20 protein-coding genes are annotated in these 22,160 nt (G+C 54.7%); all 20 read right to left on the bottom strand.

Annotated features, from left to right (window positions below; translation table 11 throughout):
- Positions 1-23: 23 nt before the first annotated feature.
- The gene (locus HMPREF1992_RS09935) at positions 24-494 is read right to left on the bottom strand and encodes an FMN-binding protein (protein WP_037359667.1); all 471 of its coding nucleotides are present in this window, start codon (positions 492-494) and stop codon (positions 24-26) included.
- Between the two features lie 2 nt (positions 495-496).
- Positions 497-1,156 (bottom strand): ABC transporter ATP-binding protein, encoded by a 660-nt coding sequence (locus tag HMPREF1992_RS09930; protein ID WP_021685770.1) that lies wholly within the window; start codon positions 1,154-1,156, stop codon positions 497-499.
- Positions 1,157-1,170: 14 nt separating this feature from the next.
- The gene (locus HMPREF1992_RS09925; RefSeq protein ID WP_021685769.1) at positions 1,171-2,304 is read right to left on the bottom strand and encodes an ABC transporter permease; all 1,134 of its coding nucleotides are present in this window, start codon (positions 2,302-2,304) and stop codon (positions 1,171-1,173) included.
- A 3-nt stretch (positions 2,305-2,307) separates the two neighbouring features.
- A complete protein-coding gene (locus HMPREF1992_RS09920) occupies positions 2,308-3,591 on the bottom strand; it encodes an ABC transporter permease (RefSeq protein ID WP_021685768.1) in 1,284 nt (427 codons plus the stop codon).
- A 21-nt stretch (positions 3,592-3,612) separates the two neighbouring features.
- Entirely contained in the window at positions 3,613-4,878 is a 1,266-nt protein-coding gene (locus tag HMPREF1992_RS09915) for a DUF2318 domain-containing protein (RefSeq protein WP_021685767.1), read from the bottom strand.
- 115 nt (positions 4,879-4,993) lie between these two features.
- Positions 4,994-5,560: an iron transporter gene (locus HMPREF1992_RS09910; protein WP_021685766.1), complete on the bottom strand. Its 567-nt coding sequence runs from the start codon at positions 5,558-5,560 to the stop codon at positions 4,994-4,996.
- Positions 5,561-5,615: 55 nt separating this feature from the next.
- The gene (locus HMPREF1992_RS09905; RefSeq protein WP_037359555.1) at positions 5,616-6,812 is read right to left on the bottom strand and encodes an FTR1 family protein; all 1,197 of its coding nucleotides are present in this window, start codon (positions 6,810-6,812) and stop codon (positions 5,616-5,618) included.
- Positions 6,813-6,842: 30 nt separating this feature from the next.
- Positions 6,843-7,493 (bottom strand): TonB family protein, encoded by a 651-nt coding sequence (locus HMPREF1992_RS09900; protein WP_021685764.1) that lies wholly within the window; start codon positions 7,491-7,493, stop codon positions 6,843-6,845.
- Positions 7,494-7,904, bottom strand: a complete 411-nt coding sequence (locus HMPREF1992_RS09895) for a biopolymer transporter ExbD (protein WP_021685763.1) — start codon at positions 7,902-7,904, stop codon at positions 7,494-7,496.
- Positions 7,894-8,481, bottom strand: a complete 588-nt coding sequence (locus HMPREF1992_RS09890; protein WP_037359664.1) for a MotA/TolQ/ExbB proton channel family protein — start codon at positions 8,479-8,481, stop codon at positions 7,894-7,896. Before HMPREF1992_RS09890 ends, HMPREF1992_RS09895 begins: the two co-directional genes overlap by 11 nt.
- 204 nt (positions 8,482-8,685) lie before the next feature.
- Positions 8,686-9,882 carry a pyridoxal phosphate-dependent aminotransferase gene (locus tag HMPREF1992_RS09885; RefSeq protein ID WP_037359552.1) on the bottom strand — a complete coding sequence of 399 codons (1,197 nt, stop codon included), beginning with the start codon at positions 9,880-9,882 and terminating at the stop codon, positions 8,686-8,688.
- Positions 9,883-9,953: 71 nt separating this feature from the next.
- Complete coding sequence (locus HMPREF1992_RS09880; protein WP_021685760.1) at positions 9,954-11,342, bottom strand: aminopeptidase; 1,389 nt, start codon at positions 11,340-11,342, stop codon at positions 9,954-9,956.
- Positions 11,343-11,605: 263 nt separating this feature from the next.
- Positions 11,606-12,577, bottom strand: a complete 972-nt coding sequence (gene dusB / locus HMPREF1992_RS09875; RefSeq protein ID WP_021685759.1) for a tRNA dihydrouridine synthase DusB — start codon at positions 12,575-12,577, stop codon at positions 11,606-11,608.
- Entirely contained in the window at positions 12,574-13,341 is a 768-nt protein-coding gene (locus HMPREF1992_RS09870; protein ID WP_021685758.1) for a type III pantothenate kinase, read from the bottom strand. Before HMPREF1992_RS09870 ends, dusB begins: the two co-directional genes overlap by 4 nt.
- A 32-nt stretch (positions 13,342-13,373) precedes the next feature.
- Positions 13,374-14,345, bottom strand: coding sequence for a biotin--[acetyl-CoA-carboxylase] ligase (locus tag HMPREF1992_RS09865; RefSeq protein WP_037359549.1), 972 nt, complete (start codon positions 14,343-14,345; stop codon positions 13,374-13,376).
- Between the two features lie 92 nt (positions 14,346-14,437).
- Positions 14,438-15,808, bottom strand: coding sequence for a bifunctional glycosyltransferase/class I SAM-dependent methyltransferase (locus HMPREF1992_RS09860; RefSeq protein ID WP_021685756.1), 1,371 nt, complete (start codon positions 15,806-15,808; stop codon positions 14,438-14,440).
- A 56-nt stretch (positions 15,809-15,864) separates the two neighbouring features.
- Positions 15,865-17,241, bottom strand: coding sequence for a bifunctional glycosyltransferase/class I SAM-dependent methyltransferase (locus HMPREF1992_RS09855; RefSeq protein ID WP_021685755.1), 1,377 nt, complete (start codon positions 17,239-17,241; stop codon positions 15,865-15,867).
- Positions 17,242-17,288: 47 nt separating this feature from the next.
- On the bottom strand, positions 17,289-18,080 hold the full coding sequence (gene rfbF, locus HMPREF1992_RS09850; RefSeq protein ID WP_021685754.1) for a glucose-1-phosphate cytidylyltransferase: 792 nt from the start codon (positions 18,078-18,080) through the stop codon (positions 17,289-17,291).
- A gap of 55 nt (positions 18,081-18,135) precedes the next feature.
- Positions 18,136-20,019: a glycosyltransferase family 2 protein gene (locus HMPREF1992_RS09845; protein ID WP_021685753.1), complete on the bottom strand. Its 1,884-nt coding sequence runs from the start codon at positions 20,017-20,019 to the stop codon at positions 18,136-18,138.
- Positions 20,020-20,162: 143 nt separating this feature from the next.
- On the bottom strand, positions 20,163-22,157 hold the full coding sequence (ftsH, locus tag HMPREF1992_RS09840) for an ATP-dependent zinc metalloprotease FtsH (protein ID WP_037359546.1): 1,995 nt from the start codon (positions 22,155-22,157) through the stop codon (positions 20,163-20,165).
- Positions 22,158-22,160 lie beyond the last annotated feature (3 nt).

Here is a 22,160-nt window from a genome sequence, read left to right as displayed (position 1 = left end):
CAGCTTCACCGCATTATCGTTCTTTACTTCTTCGCCGCTTCGACCGCTTTTGCGACAGCCTCGTTGAACTGGTCGTAGCTGACAGTTGCGCCTGCGATGGCGTCGACCTTCGCGAGATCCTTCTTGCTCTCAAGCTGGCTTGCATACGACCCGATTGCCTTGTAGGCATTCTGCGCCTTCTTGCGGACTCCCTCAGGCTTATCCGCGCCGTAGTTCTCGTCCTTCTGCTTACCGTCCTTGTCAAAGCCCGTATGGACAACCTTTGTAATTGCACCGTTCTCAATCGTAAGCTCGACATGCGAGTAGCCAAGCTGGTCATGCTTGGCACTGTCCGCCGCAAACGTACCGTCCTTCGCGCCCGTCAGATCGACGGACATGGCCTGTGCGGCGGGCTTTGCATCACTCTTCGGTGCTTCCTTTTTCTCATCGCCGCAGCCGACGAGCATAACGCCGATCGAGAGGAGCACCGCGACTCCCAGAACTGTTTTCTTCATCATTACGCCGTCCTTTCGCGCATACGCCCGTGCTCGATGATGACGCAGCGCTGTGCTTCATCGCCGACCTCGGCAGAGTGGGTAACGGTGAGGATCGTGTGTCCCTCATCGTGCAGCTCGTGGAAGATTTTCATGACGAGCTTTTGGTTCTGCTCGTCGAGGTTGCCCGTCGGCTCGTCCGCGAGGATAAGGACAGGATAGTTGATAAGCGCACGTGCAATGCAGACGCGCTGCTGCTCGCCGCCCGAAAGCTGACTCGGCAGATGGCTCGCACGGTCAGCAAGCCCGACGCGCTCGAGTGCCGCCATCGCCTCATCGCGGTCAGGCATACTGTGGTAGTACTGCGCGACCATGATGTTCTCGACCGCCGTGAGGTACGGGATCATGTGGAACTGCTGGAAGACGATGCCGATCTTGTCGCGGCGGTAGCGCGTCAGCTCCTCCGGCGTCGCATCGGTCAGCACCTCGCCGTCGAGGATGACCTCGCCGCCCGTCGCACTGTCCATGCAGCCAATGATATTCATGAGCGTGGACTTGCCAGAGCCGGAGGGGCCCATGACCGCAAGCCATTCGCCTTTTTCAACCTTGAGATTGACATCGTCCAGAGCGAGCACCTTTTCGTTGTACGCTTTGGAAACGTGTCGCAGTTCAAGCAAACTCATTGTTTCCTCCTAACTCATTCGCCGCGCAGGATGATCGCGGGATCCACATTTGTCGCAATGCGCACGGGCAGGAGCGACGCAAGTCCGGTAACAAAGACAGACATAACGAGTGCAACGACGACGATGGTCCCCGAGAACTCGATGCCGCGCCCGAATACGTTGACGCTGACACTCTGGGCAAAGAGATAGCCAAAGCCCGAGCCGAGCACGCCGCCGAGCGCACCGAGGAGGCACCCCTCGCCGAAGAACTCAGCGACAATGTGACGGTTGTCCGCGCCGAGCGCCTTCTTGAGACCGATCTCACGGCGACGCTCCGTCACAATCGCCATCATCGTGGTCGAGACGCAGATCAGCGTCAGGACGAGGACGACGACGGTGACGATGAGCACGAGTGCCTGCAGTTTCCCGAGCACCGTGCCCTCGGACTGTGCAATCTGCTTGACGAGCTGCGGCTCAACGCCGGGCACATCCGTGCGGATCTTCTCCTCCGCACGCGTCAGCTCATCCTGTCCCGCAACGACAGAGACCTGCGCGAGACTCAGCTCGCCGAGCCGCCCCTTCATGTTCTGCATATCGGGCAGGGAGACAAAGACAAAGTTTTCCTCGTTTCCGCCCGTGCGGACGATGCCGGACACGCGGTAATCGCTCACGATCGTGCCCTCACCGCCCGAAACGGTAATCGTATCGCCGGGGTTCACGCGCAGCTTTGCCGCGAACTCCGCGCCGAGCAGAATCTCCTTTTCTCCTGCCGCCGGCCACTCACCGCGAATCTGCCAATAGGGGCTGACCTCCTGCAGCACGGCGAAATCCGTGCCACCCCCCATCACGGTCTGATGGTTGATGAGAAGAGTATCATAGAGAAACGGCGTGATGCCGACGATCTCATAGCCCGAAAGCGACTTGCGCACGGAGGCGATCGAACTCTCCTCGATCACTCCTGTATCCGTGCCCGGCAGGATGAGGAGATTCGCACCGTAGGCGCGGAATGCCCGCCCCATCTGCTCCGGCACTTCCTTGTAGACGGTAATCATGCCCGAGATGATCGTCGCACCGATGGCAACGGCGAGCAGGGCGATTGCCATGCGCGCACGCCGCCGCAGCAGAGAGTTGGCGACCATGATAAAGAACATTTTATATCGATTCATCATTCATCACCTGCCATAGAGAACCTCTGCCGGCTGCAGCGACAGAAGCATACGAATCGCGGGCACACTGCCGATGATCAGCACAAGCGACATGAGCACGGCGATGATCGGAACGACATACGGGTTGACTGCAATACCAGAACCGAAGACATTCTCGCCGATGAGCTGTGCAAAGCCAAGCCCCACGACGTAGCCGAGGATACCGCCAAGAATGCCCGCGATAAAGATCTCCGCGAGCACGGAGAGCACGACCGCAAGATTCGTCGCGCCGAGTGCCTTGAGGAGTCCCAGTTCGCGGCTGCGCTCCATGATGTTCGCACTGATGAGATTGCTGACGCCGAGGCTCGACGAGAGCAGCGACAGAACGGTAATGAGCAGCATGAGGAGCTGCGTCTTGTCGAGAATCTTGCCCTCGGACTCCGCGATCTGGCGCACGGGATGCGCCGCTGCGTTCTGCATGACCTCCTCAATCTGATAGGCAATCGATCCGACATACGCCGTGCAGTACCATATATCATACTCCGACTGCGAAAGCGACTTCGGATTCTCCGCCGCCTTGCGCGCAAGCTCGTTCTCCGGCGTCGTTATGGCACTGACCTCAACCTGCTCGATCTTGCCCGCCGCATTCGCAAGCTCCTGTGCAAGTGCGAGTGATCCGACGAGTTGATTTTCCTCCTCGCCGCCGCCCGAGAGGATGCCCGTGACCGTAAGCATCCCATCCGAGCCGTCCGCCTTTTTGTAGGGGATCGTGCTGCCCGTCGTAACGCCGAGTTTCTGGGCGAGCTTCATGCCGACGAGCACCTGATCCGTCTGTGCATCATCGGCCCAGCTGCCGTCGACATGCCACCACGATTTCATGAATTTCACACCCGTCGTATAGACCTCATCCGTCGGCAGCGTAAACGTATGCTCAAACCACGTGCCGAAGAACGGAACAGTCTCACCGTCCCCAAGCGTGATATGTGTCGTCAGGGATGGCGCAAATGCGACGATATTGTTTGTCCAGAAGATGGTCTTGATATTGCCAAGATCCGCCTCATCCAGATATTCACGATGCGTGCTCGTCGTTGTCTCCACGCCGTAGAGATCCTTGAGCACCATCGAGTTGCGCGGCGTAACTGTAATGTTCGCGCCGAACGCCTTCAGCTCCTGATTGACCTTCTCGCCGATGTCAAACATGACATTCAGCATAGCAGTCGCGAGCGAGACGCCGAGGGCGACCGTCAAGGCGATAAGGATGAACCTGCCGCGCTGACGGATGAGCGCTCCTTTTACCATTTGCCAAAACATGGCTTTCCTCCTCTCATGCCGTCAGCGGAAGTGAACATTCGCTGCTTCGAGCGTATCTGCCGAAATCTGCACAGCGCCGCCCGCAACGCGGTACTCTACGGGGATCGGGTTGCAGCCGCCGGGCAGCCCGATCGTTGCCTTGTTCATAACCACATCGCAGAGCCGACAGACGATCTGACCGTCGCGCTCGAAGTAGCCCGTCGCGCCGCAGATCTCACAGGCATCAAGCCCCACGCCAAACGCAGAGCCGCCCTTTTGGACAATGATCACGCGCACCTCCGTCCCACTCACCGTGCGATATGAATAGCGATGAAGATGTCCGTCCGAGACCTCCTCGAGCGGAATCTGCACAAGTCCATCCACTGCCTTGACCGCAACAGCCGGAGCCAGTGACTCCTTCTTATTCGCATACCAACCGCCGGCGCTCGAAACGAGGATCGTCAGAATAAGCATCGCGAGGAGACCTGCGCCCCAGCGCTTGCGTCGAATCGCACGTGAGACGAGTTGGCGATACTGCGCGGGATTTGCCCACGCGGGCCGCTCTGGACGCGGCTGCAGAAAGAGCGTGATCGGCACAAGGATCGAGACGAAGTAGATCGCATAGATGACCATGTTCTGGTTGTCGATGAACGGCGCCATCACGGAGATGAGGCTCTGCGCACCAAACACCTGGCGCGCCATCATGACCGTCATGACGAAGATGACCTGCTGTACGGCAGTCGCCGCGATCTGCACGGTAAACACAAAAACAAGACGCCCATGATTAAGCGCTGCGGCAGCCTTATACGCGAGATAGCCCGAAAGGAAGCCGAAGAAGATTCCACTGACGAAGCCGAGAATCTTGATAAAGAAGACGAGCGTAAAATACTCGCCCATCGCAACCTGCACAGTCGCAACGGGAATCAGCCAGAGTTCCAGTCCGTGATAGAGGAAGAGTCCGAGCGTCAACGCTCCCGTGCCAATGCGGAATGCGCGCTCCTCTCCCGCCGTCCATTCGCGGTGGAGACTGCGCAGCAGAATGATGCACAGCACGAGTGCTGCCGTGAGATCGAGTACGATTGCCATGCTCTCGAAGATCTCACGGTTGACCGCCGAACGTGTGCCGACGCGAACAGCCGTCATAAAGAGCGAGAGGAAGAAGCCCCATTTCAGAACACGTGTAAAGGTATGGCGAATGCTTTGATTGGGCAGGGGCAGAATGATTGCAAGCAAAATACCAAGCGGCACAGCGAGCTTGATGCTCTCCTCGAGTGCCGGTACGAGCTCTTGTAGAAACGCCTGTAACATTGTAATAACCCTTTCACTACGAGAAAAGCCGCCGTCCACCGAGGACGGCAGCCATTCTAACGGGACAGTGGACGACGCGGGCAAACCGCGCCGTCACAGCCCGACAGAGCGGATTTTACCACTTACGCGGAACGTAGTCGAACACCCAGCTCATCTTGACCGGCTCGGTCCAGAACTTGCCCGGAACGCCCGTCTCGGGATCGGTGTGGAGCATATAGTTCTGACGCGCGGGGCTGTCGATCGAGAACTCACAGTCATAGGTGCCCGCGCCGAGCATCTTGACATTTGCACCGTAGTGCGGGCCATCGTCCGCGCTCATCGGCATGAATACGCCCTCAAGGCTCTCGCCCGTCTCACGCTTCGTGAACTTGTAGTGCACCGTCAGATAGGGAATCCACTCACCGACGCCGAAGCCGCACTCGTTGCCCTCGGTTGCATGGATATCCGTTTCAATGTGGATATCCGCCTGATCTGCAGGAAGGCTCATGCCGCCGTCCATCGTGACCGGCTGGAAGTAGACGAGTGCAACCTTGAAGTGGTTTGTCGTATCCTCGATCTCGTCGCCGATCGGGAACTCCTCGAATGCAGCTTCACTGACATTCGCATTGATCGCGAACGTGGAGAACGCGACGGCGCCGATGGCAAGCGCCTTCTTGAGCATGCTGAGACCGGATTTCTTCATGGGATAATCCTCCTTAAAAGATGAAACACTGCTCCCTCTTGCGAGGAAATACAACTTACGACTCTGCCGCAGCAGAGCGCTTTCTATATGATACCATTGCAGCCGCTGCGAGAATCAGCAAAATCTGCGGCACAATGGTTTCATAGGTGGGGTAAAGCCCGAGCAGATCAATGCTCGGAACGGGAATGCTATCGATGACCGAGGTGGAAATCACATCTGCCTCCTGCAGCTCCTTGAGTCCGCCGCCAAGGAACGTGACCGCAAGCACAAACATGAATGCGCTCGTCACCTTGAAGAACGGTCCAATCGGAATGCGCAGTGCACCGCGCTGCATGAGGAAGAATACAAGAGCCAGAACGACACACGCAGCGACAAAGCCCGCCCAGATCATATCAATATCGCCGATGGCATTGTTAAAGAGCGCCTGATAGAAGAGAATAACCTCTGCCCCCTCGCGGTAGACCGCAAGGAAGACCGCAAAGCCAAGTGCACGCGATTTGCCCGTCGAGAGCGTCAGCTTGACCTGGCTGTCGATATACGACTTCCATGCCTTCGCGTTGGACTTTCCACCCATCCACGCCGATGTCCCCAAGAGAACAAGCACGGCAAAGAGTGCCGTACAGCCCTCGATGATCTCGCGCCCCGCTCCCGTCGTCGTTGTGTTGTCGAGCACGGAGACAAAGAGATACGCCGAGATAAAGCTGCCGATAATTCCGGCAATTGCCCAGTTATAGACAATGGAGATTTCCTTCTCGTGACCCGCACGGCTGAGGTAGGCAATGATGCCGACGAGCACAAGAATTGCCTCGATACCCTCACGCAGGAGGATAAGGAACGCCTGCAGGAACATCGCCCAGCCGCCCGATTCAACGCCCTTTGTTTCGAGGGTTGTAACTTCCGTCTGGATCATATCGAGGAGCTTTGCTCCCTCAGCCTCGACCTCAGACTGCGGTGCACCCGCACGAATCGCCTTTTTCAGCGTGTAGAACTGGTACTCCGTGAGGTTTGCGCTCTTCGCGGAGATCCCGCTGCGCACAGCACTCTCAAGGCCGTCCTTTTCGTAGATGCCGTAGTAGATATCGTTGACGGCATCCTTTGCACCCTCGGTGTTGCCCGTCTTGTAGATCTCGTAGACCTGATCCATCTGGACACCGATGCGATCGTGAATCTGCTGCCATGTCTGCGCGGCATCCGTGGACGCCGCCGGCAGGAGCAAAAAGAGTGCCGTGATAAATACAAAGAGTTTTCTCATGGGATTGCTTGTTTCCTCCCCCATCGCACGTTATTTGATCTTGCGTGCGGGCTTCATATTGAAATAAACGGGACACTGCATATCGGATTCCATCGGTTGACCGTTGCGATCCTTTGCAGGCTCGAACTTCCACTGCTTTTCGACAATGCGTCGTGCCATGCGGTCATAGAGTGTGTTCCCTGAGGAGATCTGTATCTTCGTCCACATGACCTTGCCGTCTGTGCCGATATGCGCCGAAACGGCAATGCGCCCCTTGAAGTCAATCACCCCATAGGGCGGCTGTTCGGCGTGGAGAATCTTGCCCGGCTGACCGATCTGCTTGCCGGAGCCTGAGCGGAGCACCTTCGGCTCCTCCTTCTCCGGGGTCTCCTCGACTTCCTTCAGAATCTCCGTGATGGCTTCCTCGGGAATCTCCGCCTCAACCACCGCAGGTTCTTCTTCCACCTGTTCGGGTTCGGGCGCTGGCGGCGGGGGCGGCGGTGGAGGTTCTTCCTCCTGCTGTTCCTCCTCAGGTGCTCCCATATCCTCTGTGAGTTCGACCCACTCCATCGGCTCCTCCTGCGGAGGTGTTTCGAGCGCCTTGAATACATGAGGGATGAGCACCATTAAAAAGAGCCACGCGACAATATGAAAGAAGAATGCGAGGACAAAGGCAAGGCGCCAATGTGTCTGATACTGCACTCAGACCCCTCCCGTCTCCGTCGCGATGGACACATGGCGTGTCCCCGCCTCCTTGAGCGCATCGAATACTGCAACGACGTACTGATAGTCCGCCTTGCGGTCGCCGCGCACGACGAAGACCGTATCGGGATCGTCCTCGAGCTGTGCCTTGACCCGTGCTGTAAGTTCCCGCGTCGGCTCGTCATCGCGATCAAAGAGGATCTTGCCCTCCTCCGTCACCGTGATGGAAACGATGTGCGGGCGCGTGTCCTGCTGCGCACTCGCCGCCTGCGGCAGGTTCACCTGCACCGTGCTCGTATTCACCATATACATCGTGCTGAGCATGAAGAATACGAGAAGGAAGAGCATAATGTCGATCATCGGGATAATCATGACGAGCGGTTCGCGCACATCATGAAAATTACGACGCATGAGAACGCCCTCCGTCTGCCGCAGCAAAGCCCGCACACAGCGCATTGATGGTTCTCTCGAGCAGGGTCAGCATCGCGTCCATACGCTGTGCATAGTAGGTATGCACAACGAGCGCAAAAATTGCAACAAAGAGACCCGTCGCCGTTGCAATGAGTGCCTCTCCGATGCCGCCCGTGATCGCCATCGGCTGACCTGCCTGCAGATTGAAGATGCTGAACGACTGAATCATGCCGAAGATCGTGCCCAAGAGACCGAGCAGCGGTGCGAGCGTCACAATCATCGAGAGGTAGCTCAGACGAGCGCGCAGATGCATCGCGGCATCGCCATACGCCGCATCAAGTGCCATTGGGACATCCTCCCCAGCCGTGCGCGCATCGAATGCCGTCCGTACGAGATGGGCGACCATGTTGTCCTTGCCCTCCGCTGCAGCGCTCGCCTCTGCGAGGCGTCGTCCGCGCAGCGCCGTCGAGACATCTGCTGCGAGTGCCTGTGCCCCCTGCGCCGCACGTCGGTAAAGCAGGAAGCGGTCAATCGCAATCGCTGCCACCGTGAGCGAGCACATGAGCAGCAGATACATAATCGGGCCGCCCTTTTCAAAGAGTTCTGCACTGGTCAAAAAGAACACCATCCTTGTCGAACGTATAGGGATATATGTAGTCTCCCATTGATTTGCGGTATATCATTGAGAACAATACATCTGCTAATGTGAATCAATGTTAAGTATAGCTCTGAGGAGAGTGATTGTCAATACGGATTTTAATGAAGCTGTTATTAACGAATTTCATTCATGTATTTCTTTGTAGAATGCTGCCAATTTTTGAAACCGCGGCAGAGCCCGCTCGATCATTTCCGTGCGCACGCAGTATGCCGCGCGAAAGTAGCCGGGGCAGCCAAAATCTGCGCCCGGTACAAGCAGCAGATCGAACTCGCGCGCGCGTGCACAGAACGCCTCATCATCCTCCTCAAGAGCTTTGGGGAAAAGATAGAATGCCCCCTGCGGACGCATGCAGTCAAACCCCGCCGCCGAAAGCCCCTCGTAGAGCAGCGCAGCATTGCGCGCGTACGTACTGAGATCGGCAGCCTTGCCTGCGCAGCGTGCAATGACGAGCTGCCAAAGGGATGGCGCATTGACGTGCGTAAGGACGCGTGCCGCGCCGGCAATCGCCCCGTAGACACGTGCAAAATCTGCGACGGAATCCGGAACGGCAATATAGCCGATGCGCTCGCCCGGCAGCGAGAAGGATTTGCTGTAGGAGTAGCAGACAATGGTGTTGTCATAGAACTGGGGAATGCACGGGACGCTATTTCCATCGTAAACGATTTCACGATATGGCTCATCCGCAATGATGAAGATCGGATGGGCATATTCCATTTCCTTTGCGCGCAGGAGATCCGCAAGCTGGCGAATGGTCGCCTCATTGTAGACTGCACCGCTCGGATTGTTCGGCGAGTTGATGATGACCGCTTTCGTATGCGTTGTGATTACTGCCTCGAGTGCCGCGAAATCAATCTGAAAATCATCCACCTTTGCAGGCACAACGACAAGCTTTCCGCCGCACGATTCAACAAAGACGCGATACTCTGGGAAGTAGGGCGCGATAGAGACGAACTCATCCCCCTCCTCTGTCAACGCCTTGAACGCAATCGTCACCGATGCTGCCGCTCCCGCCGTCAGAAAGAGGTTTTTTCCCGTGATCTCCATGCCGAACCTCTTCTTCAGATCGGCAGCGAGTACATCGCACACCTGCGGCTTGCCGGGCGCGATTGTATAGCCGTGCACCTCCATTGGATCGCTGTGCACAAGGATGTCGATGGCGGCATCGCGAATGAAGTCCGGTGTCGGCACATTCGGATTGCCGAGGCTGAAGTCAAAGACATTCTCTGCACCGACCTCCGCCGCTCGCTTTTGTCCGTATTCGAAGATCGTGCGGATGGTGGACTTCTTTGTGCCAAGTTCATACATCTGTTCCGAGACCATATAGTGCACTCCTTTTTCAAAATAAAGGATGCCCCTGCCACCATACAACGGCAGGGGCACCTGAACCCCATTCACGCATTCCGCAGGAATACGTCATACCCCTTCTTCATCTCGTAGATATCCACCTTGCTCGTGACCTCCCACGGCGCATGCATACTCATGACAGCGACACCGTTGTCGATGACATCCATGCCGTAACGCGCCATGATGTAGGCGATTGTGCCGCCGCCGCCGAGATCGACACGCCCGAGCTCGGCGAGCTGATAGCTGACGCCGTTCTCGTCCATCATGCGGCGCAGCTCACCAAGGTACTCTGCGCTCGCATCGCTCGAACCGGACTTGCCGCGCGCCCCCGTGAACTTGTTGAACACCATGCCGCGCCCGAGATAGGCGACGTTCTTCTTCTCGAATGCGTCCGCATACAGACCATCGTATGCACTCGACACGTCTGAAGAGAGCATCTTCGAGTGCGCAAGTGTGCGGCGCAGGGCGATCTCCGTGTACTGTCCGCAGGCGGAGAGCACCTCAGCCACCATATTCTCAAAGAAGCGCGACTGCATGCCCGTCGCGCCGACGCTGCCGATCTCCTCCTTGTCCACGAGCAGACAGCATGCCGTACGCTTCGGCGCCATTGTCTCGAGCATGGAGCAGAGTGCCGTATAGGAGCAGACGCGGTCATCCTGCCCGTAGCCGAGTACCATGCTGCGATCAAAGCCGAGTTCACGGGCACGCCCCGCCGGAACAAGCGTCAGTTCCGCCGAGTTAAAGTCCTCCTCTGCGATGTCATAATGTTCCTTGAGGAGCGCGAGAATCCCGTCCTTGACAGATTCCTTGTCGTCTTTCTTCAGTGCGTAGCCGCCGATGAGCACATCCAGCTTCTCGCCCTCGATGACCTTCGATGCCTTTTTTTCAAGCTGCTCCTGAGAGAGATGCACGAGGAGATCGGTCACGCAGAAGACGGGATCATCCTCCTTCTCACCGAGTGTGATCTCGACAACCGTTCCATCCTTTTTTACGACGACGCCATGCAGAGCAAGCGGGATCGTCACCCACTGATACTTCTTGATGCCGCCATAGTAGTGCGTGTCGAAATACGCCAAGCCATTGTCCTCATACAGAGGGTTCTGCTTCACATCGAGACGGCAGGTGTCGATGTGCGCGCCGAGGATATTCATGCCGCGCTCCATCGGCTCCGTCCCGATGTGGAAGAGCACGACCGCCTTCTTCATGTTGACGGCGTAGACCTTGTCTCCTGCCTGCAAGGTCTCCCCTTTCGCGATGACATCCGCAAGATCACGATACCCCGCAGCACGCGCGCGCTGCACGGCCTCCGTTACGCTCTCGCGCTCCGTCTTGCAGTCCGAGAGAAAAGCAATATAGCCGCGCGCGAGTTCATCGACTGCCGCGCGTTCCTCCGGCGTGTACTTCGACCAAACCGAGGTCTTCTTATCGTCACTCATGATAGTTCCTTCCTTAAATATATATGATATTTCAATGCCGTCTGTATTTTGTTGAATGAGGGGAGAACGTGGTGCGATGCCCCTAAGCGAACCTTAGTGAAGCAAGTGAGGAAAGCGTGCGTTTCGTCCCCTGCGGATTTCTTTCGTTCAAGCGCAGCGCGTTTAAGAAGTCCGCAGGTATTTAGACGAATAAGCACGCGGTCGCTTGCGTAACGAGGTGTTCGCGTGGGGTATGCACCACAATTATGTGCCAGAACTTATATTTATATCTCCCACGCCTCGCGCAAAATATTCACAAACTCCTCACGCGACGCCGCACGATTGAACCGCTCACGCAGCTCCGCACTGCCTTTCAGACCACGCGTATACCATGCTGCGTGCTTTCGCATCTCACGGATGCCGATGTATTCACCTTTGTAGCCGACGAGGAGACCCAGATGCCGCAGGATCACCTGTGCACGCTCTATGAGCGTCGGAGGGGGCAGTTCCTCCCCCGTGCGAAGCCAATGGATGAGCTGCGGAAACACCCATGGATTCCCCTGTGCACCGCGTCCGATCATCACCGCATCTGCCCCCGTGATGTCGAGTGCACGCGCGAGATCGGCGGGACGCCGAATGTCACCGCTCACAATCACGGGAATATTGACGGCACGCTTCACCTCGGCAATCGCGGCATAGTCCGCATTGCCGCTGTAGAACTGCTCACGCGTGCGCCCGTGCACGGCAACGGCATCCACGCCAACTGCCTCCGCAATCCGCGCAATCTCCACGGCGTTGCGTGAGGCATCATCCCAGCCGAGCCGCATCTTCACCGTGAACGGCAGCTTCGTTGCGCGCCGAATTGCTGAGAGAATCTCCTCCGCCTTTTTCGGGTCGCGCATGAGCGCCGAGCCCTCGCCATTCTTCACAACCTTCGGGGCAGGGCAGCCCATGTTAAAATCCAGAATGTCTGCCGTGCCGATCTCCTCGATGTAGGCAGCTGCCTCCGCCGCCATCGCCGCCGACTTTGCAAAGATCTGCATCGCAATCGGCCGCTCGCCCTCCTCCGTACGGAGCATCTTCATCGTATGCTCGTTGCGGTAGTGGATGCCCTGACTGCTCACCATCTCCGCAAATGCGAGCGGGCATCCCATGTCGTGTGCAATCACACGATACGCCGTGTCCGTCACCCCTGCCATCGGCGCGAGAAATACAGGATCATTGAAGATAAACGATCCTATTTTGATCGGTTTCACGGCTGATTCCGTTCGTAGAGAACGCGCAGCCCCGTGAGCGTCAGGAAGTGATCGACCTTGTCAATCGTCTGCGACTCCTTTGCCACCATGCGTGCAAAGCCGCCCGTTGCAACAACCTTCATCTCCATCGCAAGCTCTGCCTTGATACGGCGGACAATCTCATCGATCTGCCCGACATAACCGTAGATGATGCCCGCCTGCATGCCCTGTATTGTGCTGCGGCAGACGACCGTCTTAGGCGGTACAAGTTCGATGCGCGGCAGCTGCGCCGCACGCTGAAAGAGTGCCTCCGCACTCGAACCGAGTCCCGGAGCAATGACGCCACCGAGAAAGTCTCCGTTTTCTGCTACGATGTCAAACGTCGTTGCCGTCCCGATGTCGATGACAATGAGAGGCCCACCGTACTGCTCATGTGCGCCGATGACATTCACAATGCGGTCAGCACCGATTGCGCGCGGATTTTCATAGTTGAGACGCACTCCTGTCCGTATGCCGGGGCCGACAACGAGCGGACGAATACGAAAGTAGCGCTCACACATCTTGCGCATCGGGACCACAAGCGGCGGTACGACCGAGGAGATAATGATCGCTTCGATATCCGACATCTGAATTCCCTGATAGCGAAACAGCTCGTTGATAAGTATACCGTACTCATCCCCTGTCTTCTGACGATCCGTCGAGATGCGCCAATGCCTGAGAAGCTTTCGGCCCTCATAAGCACCCATGACAATATTGCTGTTGCCGATGTCCAGTACTAGCAGCAATTTCTTTCCTCCATACTATATACTATTTCTTCCTATTGCTTCGGGCGGATTGATACATCCCCCGCCAACACGCGTCTTTGTCCCGTTGCCGTATCAATCAAAAGAGCGCCTTCTTCATCAATGTCCGCGGCAATTCCCTCGAACTCCTCCCCTACTGGGCCGATGACACGCACGTTTTGTCCGAGTGTCACGGCATAGGAACGCCATGCAGCAAGCACGGGCGCAAATCCCTCACGCTGCACATCAGCATAGAGAACATCCATTGCACGCAGGAACTCCTGCAGGAACTCCACCCGCGAGAGAGGCTCTCCCTTCATCTGCATAAGAGAGGTTGCAACTGCGCACAGCTCCTCGGGAAAATCCTCCGGTGCAATATTGACATTGATCCCTGTACCAATGACTACATAGTTCACACGATCCATTTCTGCGCTCATCTCTGTGAGAATCCCCACCAACTTGCGCCCATCGTACATAATGTCATTTGGCCACTTGATCGCAGCACGAAGGCCAAACTTCTCCATCGCACGCGCTACGGCAACCGCTGCCATCAACGTACATTTCGGTGCCTCCTGCGGCAGAAATGTAGGGCGCAGCAGGATACTCACCCAGATCCCCTTGCCGGGCGGTGAGAAAAACGCACGCTCCATACGTCCGCGCCCCGTTCCCTGACTGTCGGCAACAACCACCATTCCATTCTCAGCGCCATCGCGTGCAAGATCTTTGAGGATGAGGTTTGTCGAATCGACCACATCATAACAAATGATCTTTTGCCCGATGAGTTCAGTTCCAAGTCCGCGTGTAATCTCTGCCTCAATCAGCCGATCTGGTGCTGCGTGCAGAATATACCCGCTGCGCGGGGCACTTGAGATATCATACCCTGCATCGCGGAGTGCGGCAATCTTCTTCCACACCGCCGCACGCGTCACGCCAAGCCGCTCTGCCATCTTCTCGCCTGATATGTAGCCGCCTGCAGCACGCAGAAGCTCCAATACATCGCTGCTCATCACATGCCTCCCTAATCGAAAAGCCGTTATCCGCCACATTATACCGCAGATAACGGCTTCCCGCCACAAAAATCGAAAATAAACGGACATTTTTACTCGCGCACGGCCCTGAAAAGCCATTGGAAGGCATCAATGTCTTCTGGATCCACATGGACTGTGCGGAGTGAAAGAATCTCTTCACGAAGTTTTTCTACATACGAATTCATATGAATGTTCTTGTATCGGATCTCATCAACAGCAAGGTTTGCACCCTCGAATAATTTAATAATCTCCTGCCTCGTAAAAAACCGGAAATGCGTACGATCAAGCAGCCCCATGTCCTCATATGTCCAGCGTCCACCGAGGACATTATAGAGATTGCTGATGTGGGCCACGTTTGGAATGCTTGCGACGATCGCTCCTCCCGGCACCAAGAGTTCCCTCATATTTTGGATTGCTGCCCACGGATCAAGCAAATGCTCCACCACATCCCCCATAACGATATAGTCGAAGCGCTCCTTGATTTCTGCTGGGTCGAGCCGTTCCACGTCCATCGACAGAATTGTGGCAAATGGAGCCGCTACTTCAGCGGCCTTCTCATTCAGTTCTACACCGTAGAGGTTTGCCGTTGGATTTCGGTGTCCAATCTCACGCAGCGTTGCGCCACAGGCACAACCAATCTCGAGAACACGCAGCCCCTCGCGCTGCAAATCCATCATTTCTATAAGATCTAACCGTATCTGGAAAGAATAGTCGAGGGAAAGGCCATGCTTTGAACGGAAGAGTTCTCGTTCCTGCTGACGAAGCGCTTCATACGACTCCATCACCTCTGCATGAATACTCTCATCGTGGTGAACATATACGCTTGCCAGCACTGCGATTCCATATCCCTCACGTGTCATACGTACGGTATAGTCATATGCGGCAAGTGCCGGAGTGGAATACTCCTCCTCCAGGAATCCCGCTGCATCGACGACATCCCTCCGTGCCATAAGTGCAAACATCTCGGCCACAATCAACGGAAGCTGCTTGCCCTTTTCCTGCGCTCGAATATCCTCCGCGGCGGTAATGAATTCACCCCATGAATGGTACTCCTTATCTGGGCAATGCTCCGCCCATATGTATGTACGTGGAGAAATGGCTGTAACAGCCCCCATCATCGGGTCGGCGATCAATGCATCAAGCATATCCTCCACCGTATGAGGTGCGAGCAGGATATCCGCATGGAGAAAGAGAAGGACTTCTCCGACAGAAGCACGAATCCCAACATTCACGGCATGTGAGAATCCACGATGCTCCTCACTGCGCAGAACACGTACATCATCTCCCGCCGGAGGGACTGTAACGCATTCATCGCCCGATGAACCATCGTCAACAATGATTACCTCATATGGCAGACGTACCGTTTTTCGTATCGATAAAAGACATCGACTCACCTGTGTACTCATATTATAAACAGGGATAATAATGCTCAGCTTGGCCATAGCTTTCTCTTCTTTCTATGCGTATAGCAGCAGCGTTCCCATGACGAAAATGAGTATTATACGGTGTCCTGTGGGCGACGCGCAGCAACAAACCATCCAAATGTATCAAGATTCTCACGGTTGAGGCAAATCGTACGGAGTGACATCAGTTCTTCTAGAAGGTCTCTCTCAGGATCTGACAGGCTCAATCGGTTCGGTCGAATTTCTTGAACGATGAGCCCTGCTCTTTGCACCATATTCACAATTTCATATTTTGTAAAGAACCGAATGTGCGTGCGGTCAAGCAGCCCCATATCCTGATATGACCAATATCCACGAAGAAGATTGTGTAGATTGCTGATATGTGCCACATTCGGAATACTTGCGATAACAGCGCCTCCAGGCACAAGCAGTTCACGCATATGGGTGAGTACAGACCATGGATCCATCAGATGCTCAATAACATCCCCCATAATGATATAATCAAAACGTACAGGAATCTTTTTCGGTTCCAGTTTTTCTACATCCATCGATAAAACTTTTACAAAAGGCGAAGCAATCGCAGATGCAGCTTCGTTCAATTCCACGCCAAAAAGCTGTATAGTTGGGTTATGCGCTCCAATCTCCCTCAGCGTCGCACCACAGGCACAGCCAATCTCCAGCACGTTTAGACCGTCCCTGGTTAAATCCATCAGGGGAAAGAGATCGGTCCGCATTTGAAAAGAGTATGCAAGCGAAACACCCCATTTGGAGGAAAAAAGGGCTCGCTCTTCTCTTTGTTTATGCTGGCTTTCTTTTATATTCTGCAAGGGATGTTCAATGTGGTGAATATAAACGCTCGGCAGAGATGCGACTCCATACCCCGCACGTGTCATGCGAATGGTATAGTCATATGCGGCAAGCGCCGGGACCTGATACTGCTCGTCAAGAAGTCCAGCCTCTATGACGACAGCGCGAGGCGCCATCAACGCAATCATCTCTGCGAGGATTTCGGGATTCGGCTGTTTTCCTCGTGCACGAATTTCTTCTGCTGCTGCGACAAAAGAATCCCACCCCTGATAGGGCAGATCAGGCATCACCTGCGCCCGTTCGTACACGCGAACAGCGCAGGCGGACACCGCACCAAGCGAGGAGTCCGCAATGAGTGCATCAAGCATGTCCTCCACCGTATGAGGCGCGAGCAGGATATCCGCGTGGAGAAAGAGAAGGACTTCTCCGACAGAGGCACGAATCCCCATATTCACGGCATGTGAGAATCCACGATGCTCCTCACTGCGCAGAACACGTACATCATCTCCCGCCGGAGGGACTGTAACGCATTCATCGCCCGATGAACCATCGTCAACAATGATTACCTCATACGGCAGACGTACCGTTTCTCGTATCGTCAAAAGACACTGGTTGAGCGATGCGTTCATATTGTAAACAGGGATAATAACGCTCAGCTTAGCCATGAATGCCTACTTCCTATAAAAACATTAGTGTATTTGTCCATCTTTATTTACGATTTCCATAGCTTCCATGGAGCATTTCCAGATGCCCACAGTAATTCTAAGCGCCCTTTATCGCGCTGCGTATCCATACACTGCCAAAATCCCATATGTTTATAGGCATGGAGTCCGCCATCATGTGCAATTAATTCAAGAGGATCCTTTTCAAAGACGCAGGCATCCTCATCGCGCAGATAGTCAAAAACGCGGTTTTCCGCCACCATAAAACCGCCATTGATCCATCCGCCATCCTCCTTTGCCTTTTCGACAAACTGGCTGACCGTATTCGTGCGATGGTCGATGTCCAAGACGCCAAACCTGCCCCCCGGCTGAATGGCTGTCATCGTTACAACCGCACACCCCTTTTGCTCCGTATGTGCGGCGATCAGCGCATTGAGATCAACATCGCTCACACCATCCCCATAGGTCAGTAAAAAAGGCTCATCCTCCACATATTTTTGGATCCGCTTGATACGTGCACCTGTCTGCGCATCCAGCCCAGTGTCAACAAGAGTCACTTTCCACGGCTCTGAAACATTGTTGTGTATCGTCAATCTGTTCCCCTGCGTAAAGTCAAAGGTAACATCCGAAGTATGCAGATAGTAGTCAGCAAAGAACTCCTTGATCATATAGCCTTTGTAGCCAAGGCAGATGATGAACTCATGAAAACCATAATACGAATAAATCTTCATGATGTGCCAAAGAATCGGTTTTCCTCCGATCTCAATCATCGGTTTGGGACGCAGTACAGATTCCTCACTGATTCTTGTCCCCAGACCACCTGCTAGAATAACAACCTTCATATGCCTGCTCCCTTCGACACAGGATCTGCCCAACAATCCAACAAAGACTGCTTGCTCAAGTTTGCAGGGGCGTATCTGATGTTATACAGATACCAAGCATATCCCCCTGGAGCAGATGGTGCAGATACAGTCTTTCATTCTCCTTGGTCTCAAGAATGGCCTCTGTCATCTGTATAAAAGAATCCCTGCCACTAAAATGACAAACCTCTCTTGCATAGGCCACGCGTACGGCGGGAATGGAGAAAGTATCGTGCAGTGCAGAGATGAGACGCTGTATCGGGAATATACGGCGTCCTTCAAGCGGAAGTATATCATCCTGGATAAGATAAGGGACATTGTTCGGTAGATTCTCCATCATATGTCCAAAACTGCTATAATTGCGCAGGGATGCATAGATGAACCCATGCGTGCGGAGGAGTTCGTAACAGGATCGAAAAAACGGGATGATCTGAGGAATGTTCAAATCATTGAGGGGTGTTCCTATCACGATGATATCATAGTGTTCACTCAGCTGCTCCTCAAAAGAGTCCCAGGTTTCGATCTGCAGCACTGAGTCCGCCATATGTTTTATATCAAGAAGATAACGTTTGTCGGACACAACTGCATCAATCACAACAGGGCGGCGCAGTTTACGGAAATGATTGCGGATGCTCAAAACACCTTCACCAAAGAGAGATTCAACGGCAAGGATACGCACGGGGGTGTCCTCTCCATGAAACTCCTTTATAAAGGTATCCAAAAAGTACAAATGTCCTCTCGATTCCCAAGGGTCGACATTCCACTTGGCACGAAAGACGGGACGCATGGAGACAAGACTCTTGTAGTTTCCCTGCTTCGAGCGCACCTCATTCAGCGTCATCCCGCCAAAATGATGTACGAAGGTATCCTTTGCAAGGATCTGCCGAAATCCCGAACGACGCAGCATCACCGAGAAATCATCATCCTCAAAATCGCACATGACATAGCGGTAATCCGCGCGGATCTCAGGCACATCAAAGAGGTTCGGCACAACGCTCACAAACGGCATGAGAAGAGCCCGCTCCTCCCAGAGGAGCGGGTTTGATACATTATTGCGAACAGCGAACGCCTGCATATTCTCCATATCTTCAAAGGTATTCTTGTAGTCTACAGGAATCCCCTGTGCGTTGGAGATACAGCCCTCATTGCAGGTGGGTACAACCCAGAACACATCCTTCTCCGCTGCGTGAACGGCAAGCAGGTTCTCGAGCCAATGCTCCGTGGCAACGGCATCGTTCGAGAAGTAGACAACGTATTCACCCTCGGCAATGTGGCGTGCAATGCCCCAACCGAGATGATTGTAAACGTTGTATTTCAGATTGATCTTCTTCTCGTGCGGAAGGCTGTTAAAATATGCCTCTGTCTCGTCAGATGATCCGTCATTGATCGTAATGAGCTCAATGTCCCCACGCGAAAAGTCCGTATAACGAAAAAGGCTCTCGATCGCACAGCGCGAGAACTCTACCTTGTTGTAGGCGGGCACGATGATCGAGACACGATACTTGAAATCTGTATGGCGCGGACGTTTACGTGCCGCCTCGAAGGCAGCGATGGTGTCTTCCAGATATGCCTCTTCCCGCTCAGGATGACGCAGGATATGATACTCCAAATCCAGCTGATAGCGCAAATCAAGAAAGAGAGGGCGCACTTCGTAGAAAAAGAATTTTTTTGCATCTTCACTCGTTTCAGCGGATAACGCTTTCTCAGCCGAATTTCCCGCATTAAGGGCATAACGGCGACATTTCTCGATCAGAGTCCCCTCTTCACGCGATAAATAGCCCGCAACTCCATCCATCGCGACGACAAAATCCGTGAGTACCTGACGCGCACTGCCGTCGAGTGTCCCCCTCTCATCCAGCACATTAGCGACATAGTCGACTGCCTCTCCTGCTGCCGTCATAATTTCCTCATACCACTGCATAGGAACCTCTCTTTACATCCCAATTAGATACTCATATCTCCCACAATATTCCATCTTTTATATTATCGTTAAAATGATATCACATCTAAAGAAAAGGCACCGCTGCACGCTTATTGATGCAGCAGCGCCTTGGCTGCGTTTCCCTATTTATTCCATTGTGTCACGTTAAATTTCGGCTCCGTCGTTGGAATCGGTGCGGGGCGCTCCTCGGAAGCACGCTCCGCTTCCTCGGTCGTCTGCGTAGAGTCGTCGATCACGACATCGACAGGAATTGGCACGGGCTTCCCCGTATCGTCCTGATTGTCGTCATCCTTTTGTTCGTCGCTGATTGCGCCCTTTGTCATCAGCTCCTCAAGCTCACTCGCATTCAGAGTCTCACGTGCAAGCAGCGCATTTGCAATGAGGTCGAGTTTGTCACGATTCTCCGTAATGATGACACGACATGCCTCGTATGCCTCTTCAATATAGCGGCGCACCTCACGGTCGATCTCTCCAGCAACTTCCTCAGAGTAGTTCCGATCACGGTTAAAGTCGCGTCCAAGGAACACCTGATGATTCTCCTCACCGTAGGCAATGGGACCGACCACATCGCTCATGCCATACTGCATAATCATGCTGCGAATGATCTTTGTCGCCTGCTGAATATCACTGGAGGCACCCGTACTGATCTCGCCGAGTACAACCTCCTCCGCAACACGTCCGCCGAGTGCAACCTTGATACGGTCAATGAGTTCGGAGCGCGTACGATAGGAACGATCCTCCTTCGGCAGCGACAGCATATAACCGCCCGCACGCCCGCGCGGAATGATCGTAACCTTGTGCACAGGATCGGCATGCTTGAGCAAAAGGCCGACCAGCGTATGCCCCCCCTCATGATAAGCCGTAAGGCGCTTCTCATCATCCGTCATGACATGGGATTTGCGCTCCGGACCAGCAAGAACGCGCTCGATGGCCTCCTCCAATTCTGCCATATGGATCTGTTTCTTATTGCGGCGCGCAGCAAGCAGTGCAGCCTCGTTGACGAGGTTGCTGAGATCTGCTCCCGTAAAGCCGGGAGTCCGGCGTGCGAGCACATCCAGATCCGCGTCATCTGCAATCGGTTTGCCCTTTGTATGTACCTTAAGAATTTCTTCGCGTCCCCGTACGTCCGGCTTATCCACCACAATCTGGCGATCGAAACGGCCAGGACGCAGAAGCGCAGGGTCAAGGACATCGGGGCGATTTGTCGCCGCAATGATGATGATTCCTTCATTTGAGGCAAAACCATCCATCTCGACCAACAGCTGGTTGAGTGTCTGCTCACGCTCATCGTGACCGCCGCCAAGCCCTGCGCCGCGCTGGCGGCCAACGGCATCGATTTCATCGATAAAGACAATACACGGTGCAGACTTCTTTGCCTGTTCAAAGAGGTCACGTACACGCGAGGCACCGACACCAACGAACATCTCGACAAAGTCAGAGCCGCTGATCGTGAAGAACTGTACCCCCGCCTCACCGGCAACTGCCTTCGCGAGCAGCGTCTTCCCTGTACCCGGAGGGCCAAACAGCAGCACGCCCTTTGGGATACGCGCACCGAGTTCGTTGAACTTATCCGGTGTCTTGAGGAATTCGACAACCTCCTCAAGCTCCTGCTTGGCCTCATCCGCCCCTGCAACATCGGCGAATGTCACCTTCTTCTTGTCACTCACCATGAGGCGGACACGTGATTTTCCAAAGTTCATCATACGCCCGCCGCCCATCTGCGACTGCTGCATGATGAAAAACCAGAATCCAATGAGGAGTGCGATCGGAATGAGTGAGGTGAGCAGTGTCTGCCACCACGGCGGTTCAGGTGGATTCTCTGCCGAGATATTGACCCCCTTATCCGCGAGGCGCGTATAAAGATCCCGGTCACTGTTCGGCGCATCCGGCGCGATGGTCGTAAACTCCGTCCCATCTGTGAGCGTTCCGCGGATATTGTTCTGGACAATGACGACTTTGTCCACCTCACCGGCCGTCACCTTCGCATTAAAGTCACTGTATCCAAGCGCCGTCGCCTGCGTTCCCTGATGGCTTCCTGACATATAGTCGGCAACCGTCCACACAACGAAGAACATGAGCGCATAAAAAGCAAGATTTCGTAAAACTGATTGGTTCAAGGC

Origin of the sequence: Selenomonas sp. oral taxon 892 str. F0426, assembly GCF_000468035.1 — a bacterium.
Lineage (GTDB): Bacteria > Bacillota > Negativicutes > Selenomonadales > Selenomonadaceae > Centipeda.
Note: the sequence above shows the minus strand (reverse complement) of the source record. Positions and strands in the feature narration are given on the sequence as shown.

Coding starts and splice junctions, on each gene's coding strand:
- HMPREF1992_RS09845 (WP_021685753.1), bottom strand. CDS start 20,019: ATGCAGTGGTATGAGGAAATTATGACGGCAGCAGGAGAGGCAGTCGAC.
- HMPREF1992_RS09930 (WP_021685770.1), bottom strand. CDS start 1,156: ATGAGTTTGCTTGAACTGCGACACGTTTCCAAAGCGTACAACGAAAAG.
- HMPREF1992_RS09915 (WP_021685767.1), bottom strand. CDS start 4,878: ATGTTACAGGCGTTTCTACAAGAGCTCGTACCGGCACTCGAGGAGAGC.
- HMPREF1992_RS09925 (WP_021685769.1), bottom strand. CDS start 2,304: ATGATGAATCGATATAAAATGTTCTTTATCATGGTCGCCAACTCTCTG.
- rfbF (WP_021685754.1), bottom strand. CDS start 18,080: ATGAAGGTTGTTATTCTAGCAGGTGGTCTGGGGACAAGAATCAGTGAG.
- HMPREF1992_RS09895 (WP_021685763.1), bottom strand. CDS start 7,904: ATGCGTCGTAATTTTCATGATGTGCGCGAACCGCTCGTCATGATTATC.
- HMPREF1992_RS09855 (WP_021685755.1), bottom strand. CDS start 17,241: ATGGCTAAGCTGAGCGTTATTATCCCTGTTTACAATATGAACGCATCG.
- HMPREF1992_RS09860 (WP_021685756.1), bottom strand. CDS start 15,808: ATGGCCAAGCTGAGCATTATTATCCCTGTTTATAATATGAGTACACAG.
- HMPREF1992_RS09935 (WP_037359667.1), bottom strand. CDS start 494: ATGAAGAAAACAGTTCTGGGAGTCGCGGTGCTCCTCTCGATCGGCGTT.
- HMPREF1992_RS09880 (WP_021685760.1), bottom strand. CDS start 11,342: ATGAGTGACGATAAGAAGACCTCGGTTTGGTCGAAGTACACGCCGGAG.
- HMPREF1992_RS09885 (WP_037359552.1), bottom strand. CDS start 9,882: ATGGTCTCGGAACAGATGTATGAACTTGGCACAAAGAAGTCCACCATC.
- HMPREF1992_RS09910 (WP_021685766.1), bottom strand. CDS start 5,560: ATGAAGAAATCCGGTCTCAGCATGCTCAAGAAGGCGCTTGCCATCGGC.
- HMPREF1992_RS09890 (WP_037359664.1), bottom strand. CDS start 8,481: ATGTATCTGCTGCTCATGTGCTCGCTCACGGTGGCAGCGATTGCGATT.
- HMPREF1992_RS09865 (WP_037359549.1), bottom strand. CDS start 14,345: ATGAGCAGCGATGTATTGGAGCTTCTGCGTGCTGCAGGCGGCTACATA.
- HMPREF1992_RS09905 (WP_037359555.1), bottom strand. CDS start 6,812: ATGAGAAAACTCTTTGTATTTATCACGGCACTCTTTTTGCTCCTGCCG.
- HMPREF1992_RS09920 (WP_021685768.1), bottom strand. CDS start 3,591: ATGTTTTGGCAAATGGTAAAAGGAGCGCTCATCCGTCAGCGCGGCAGG.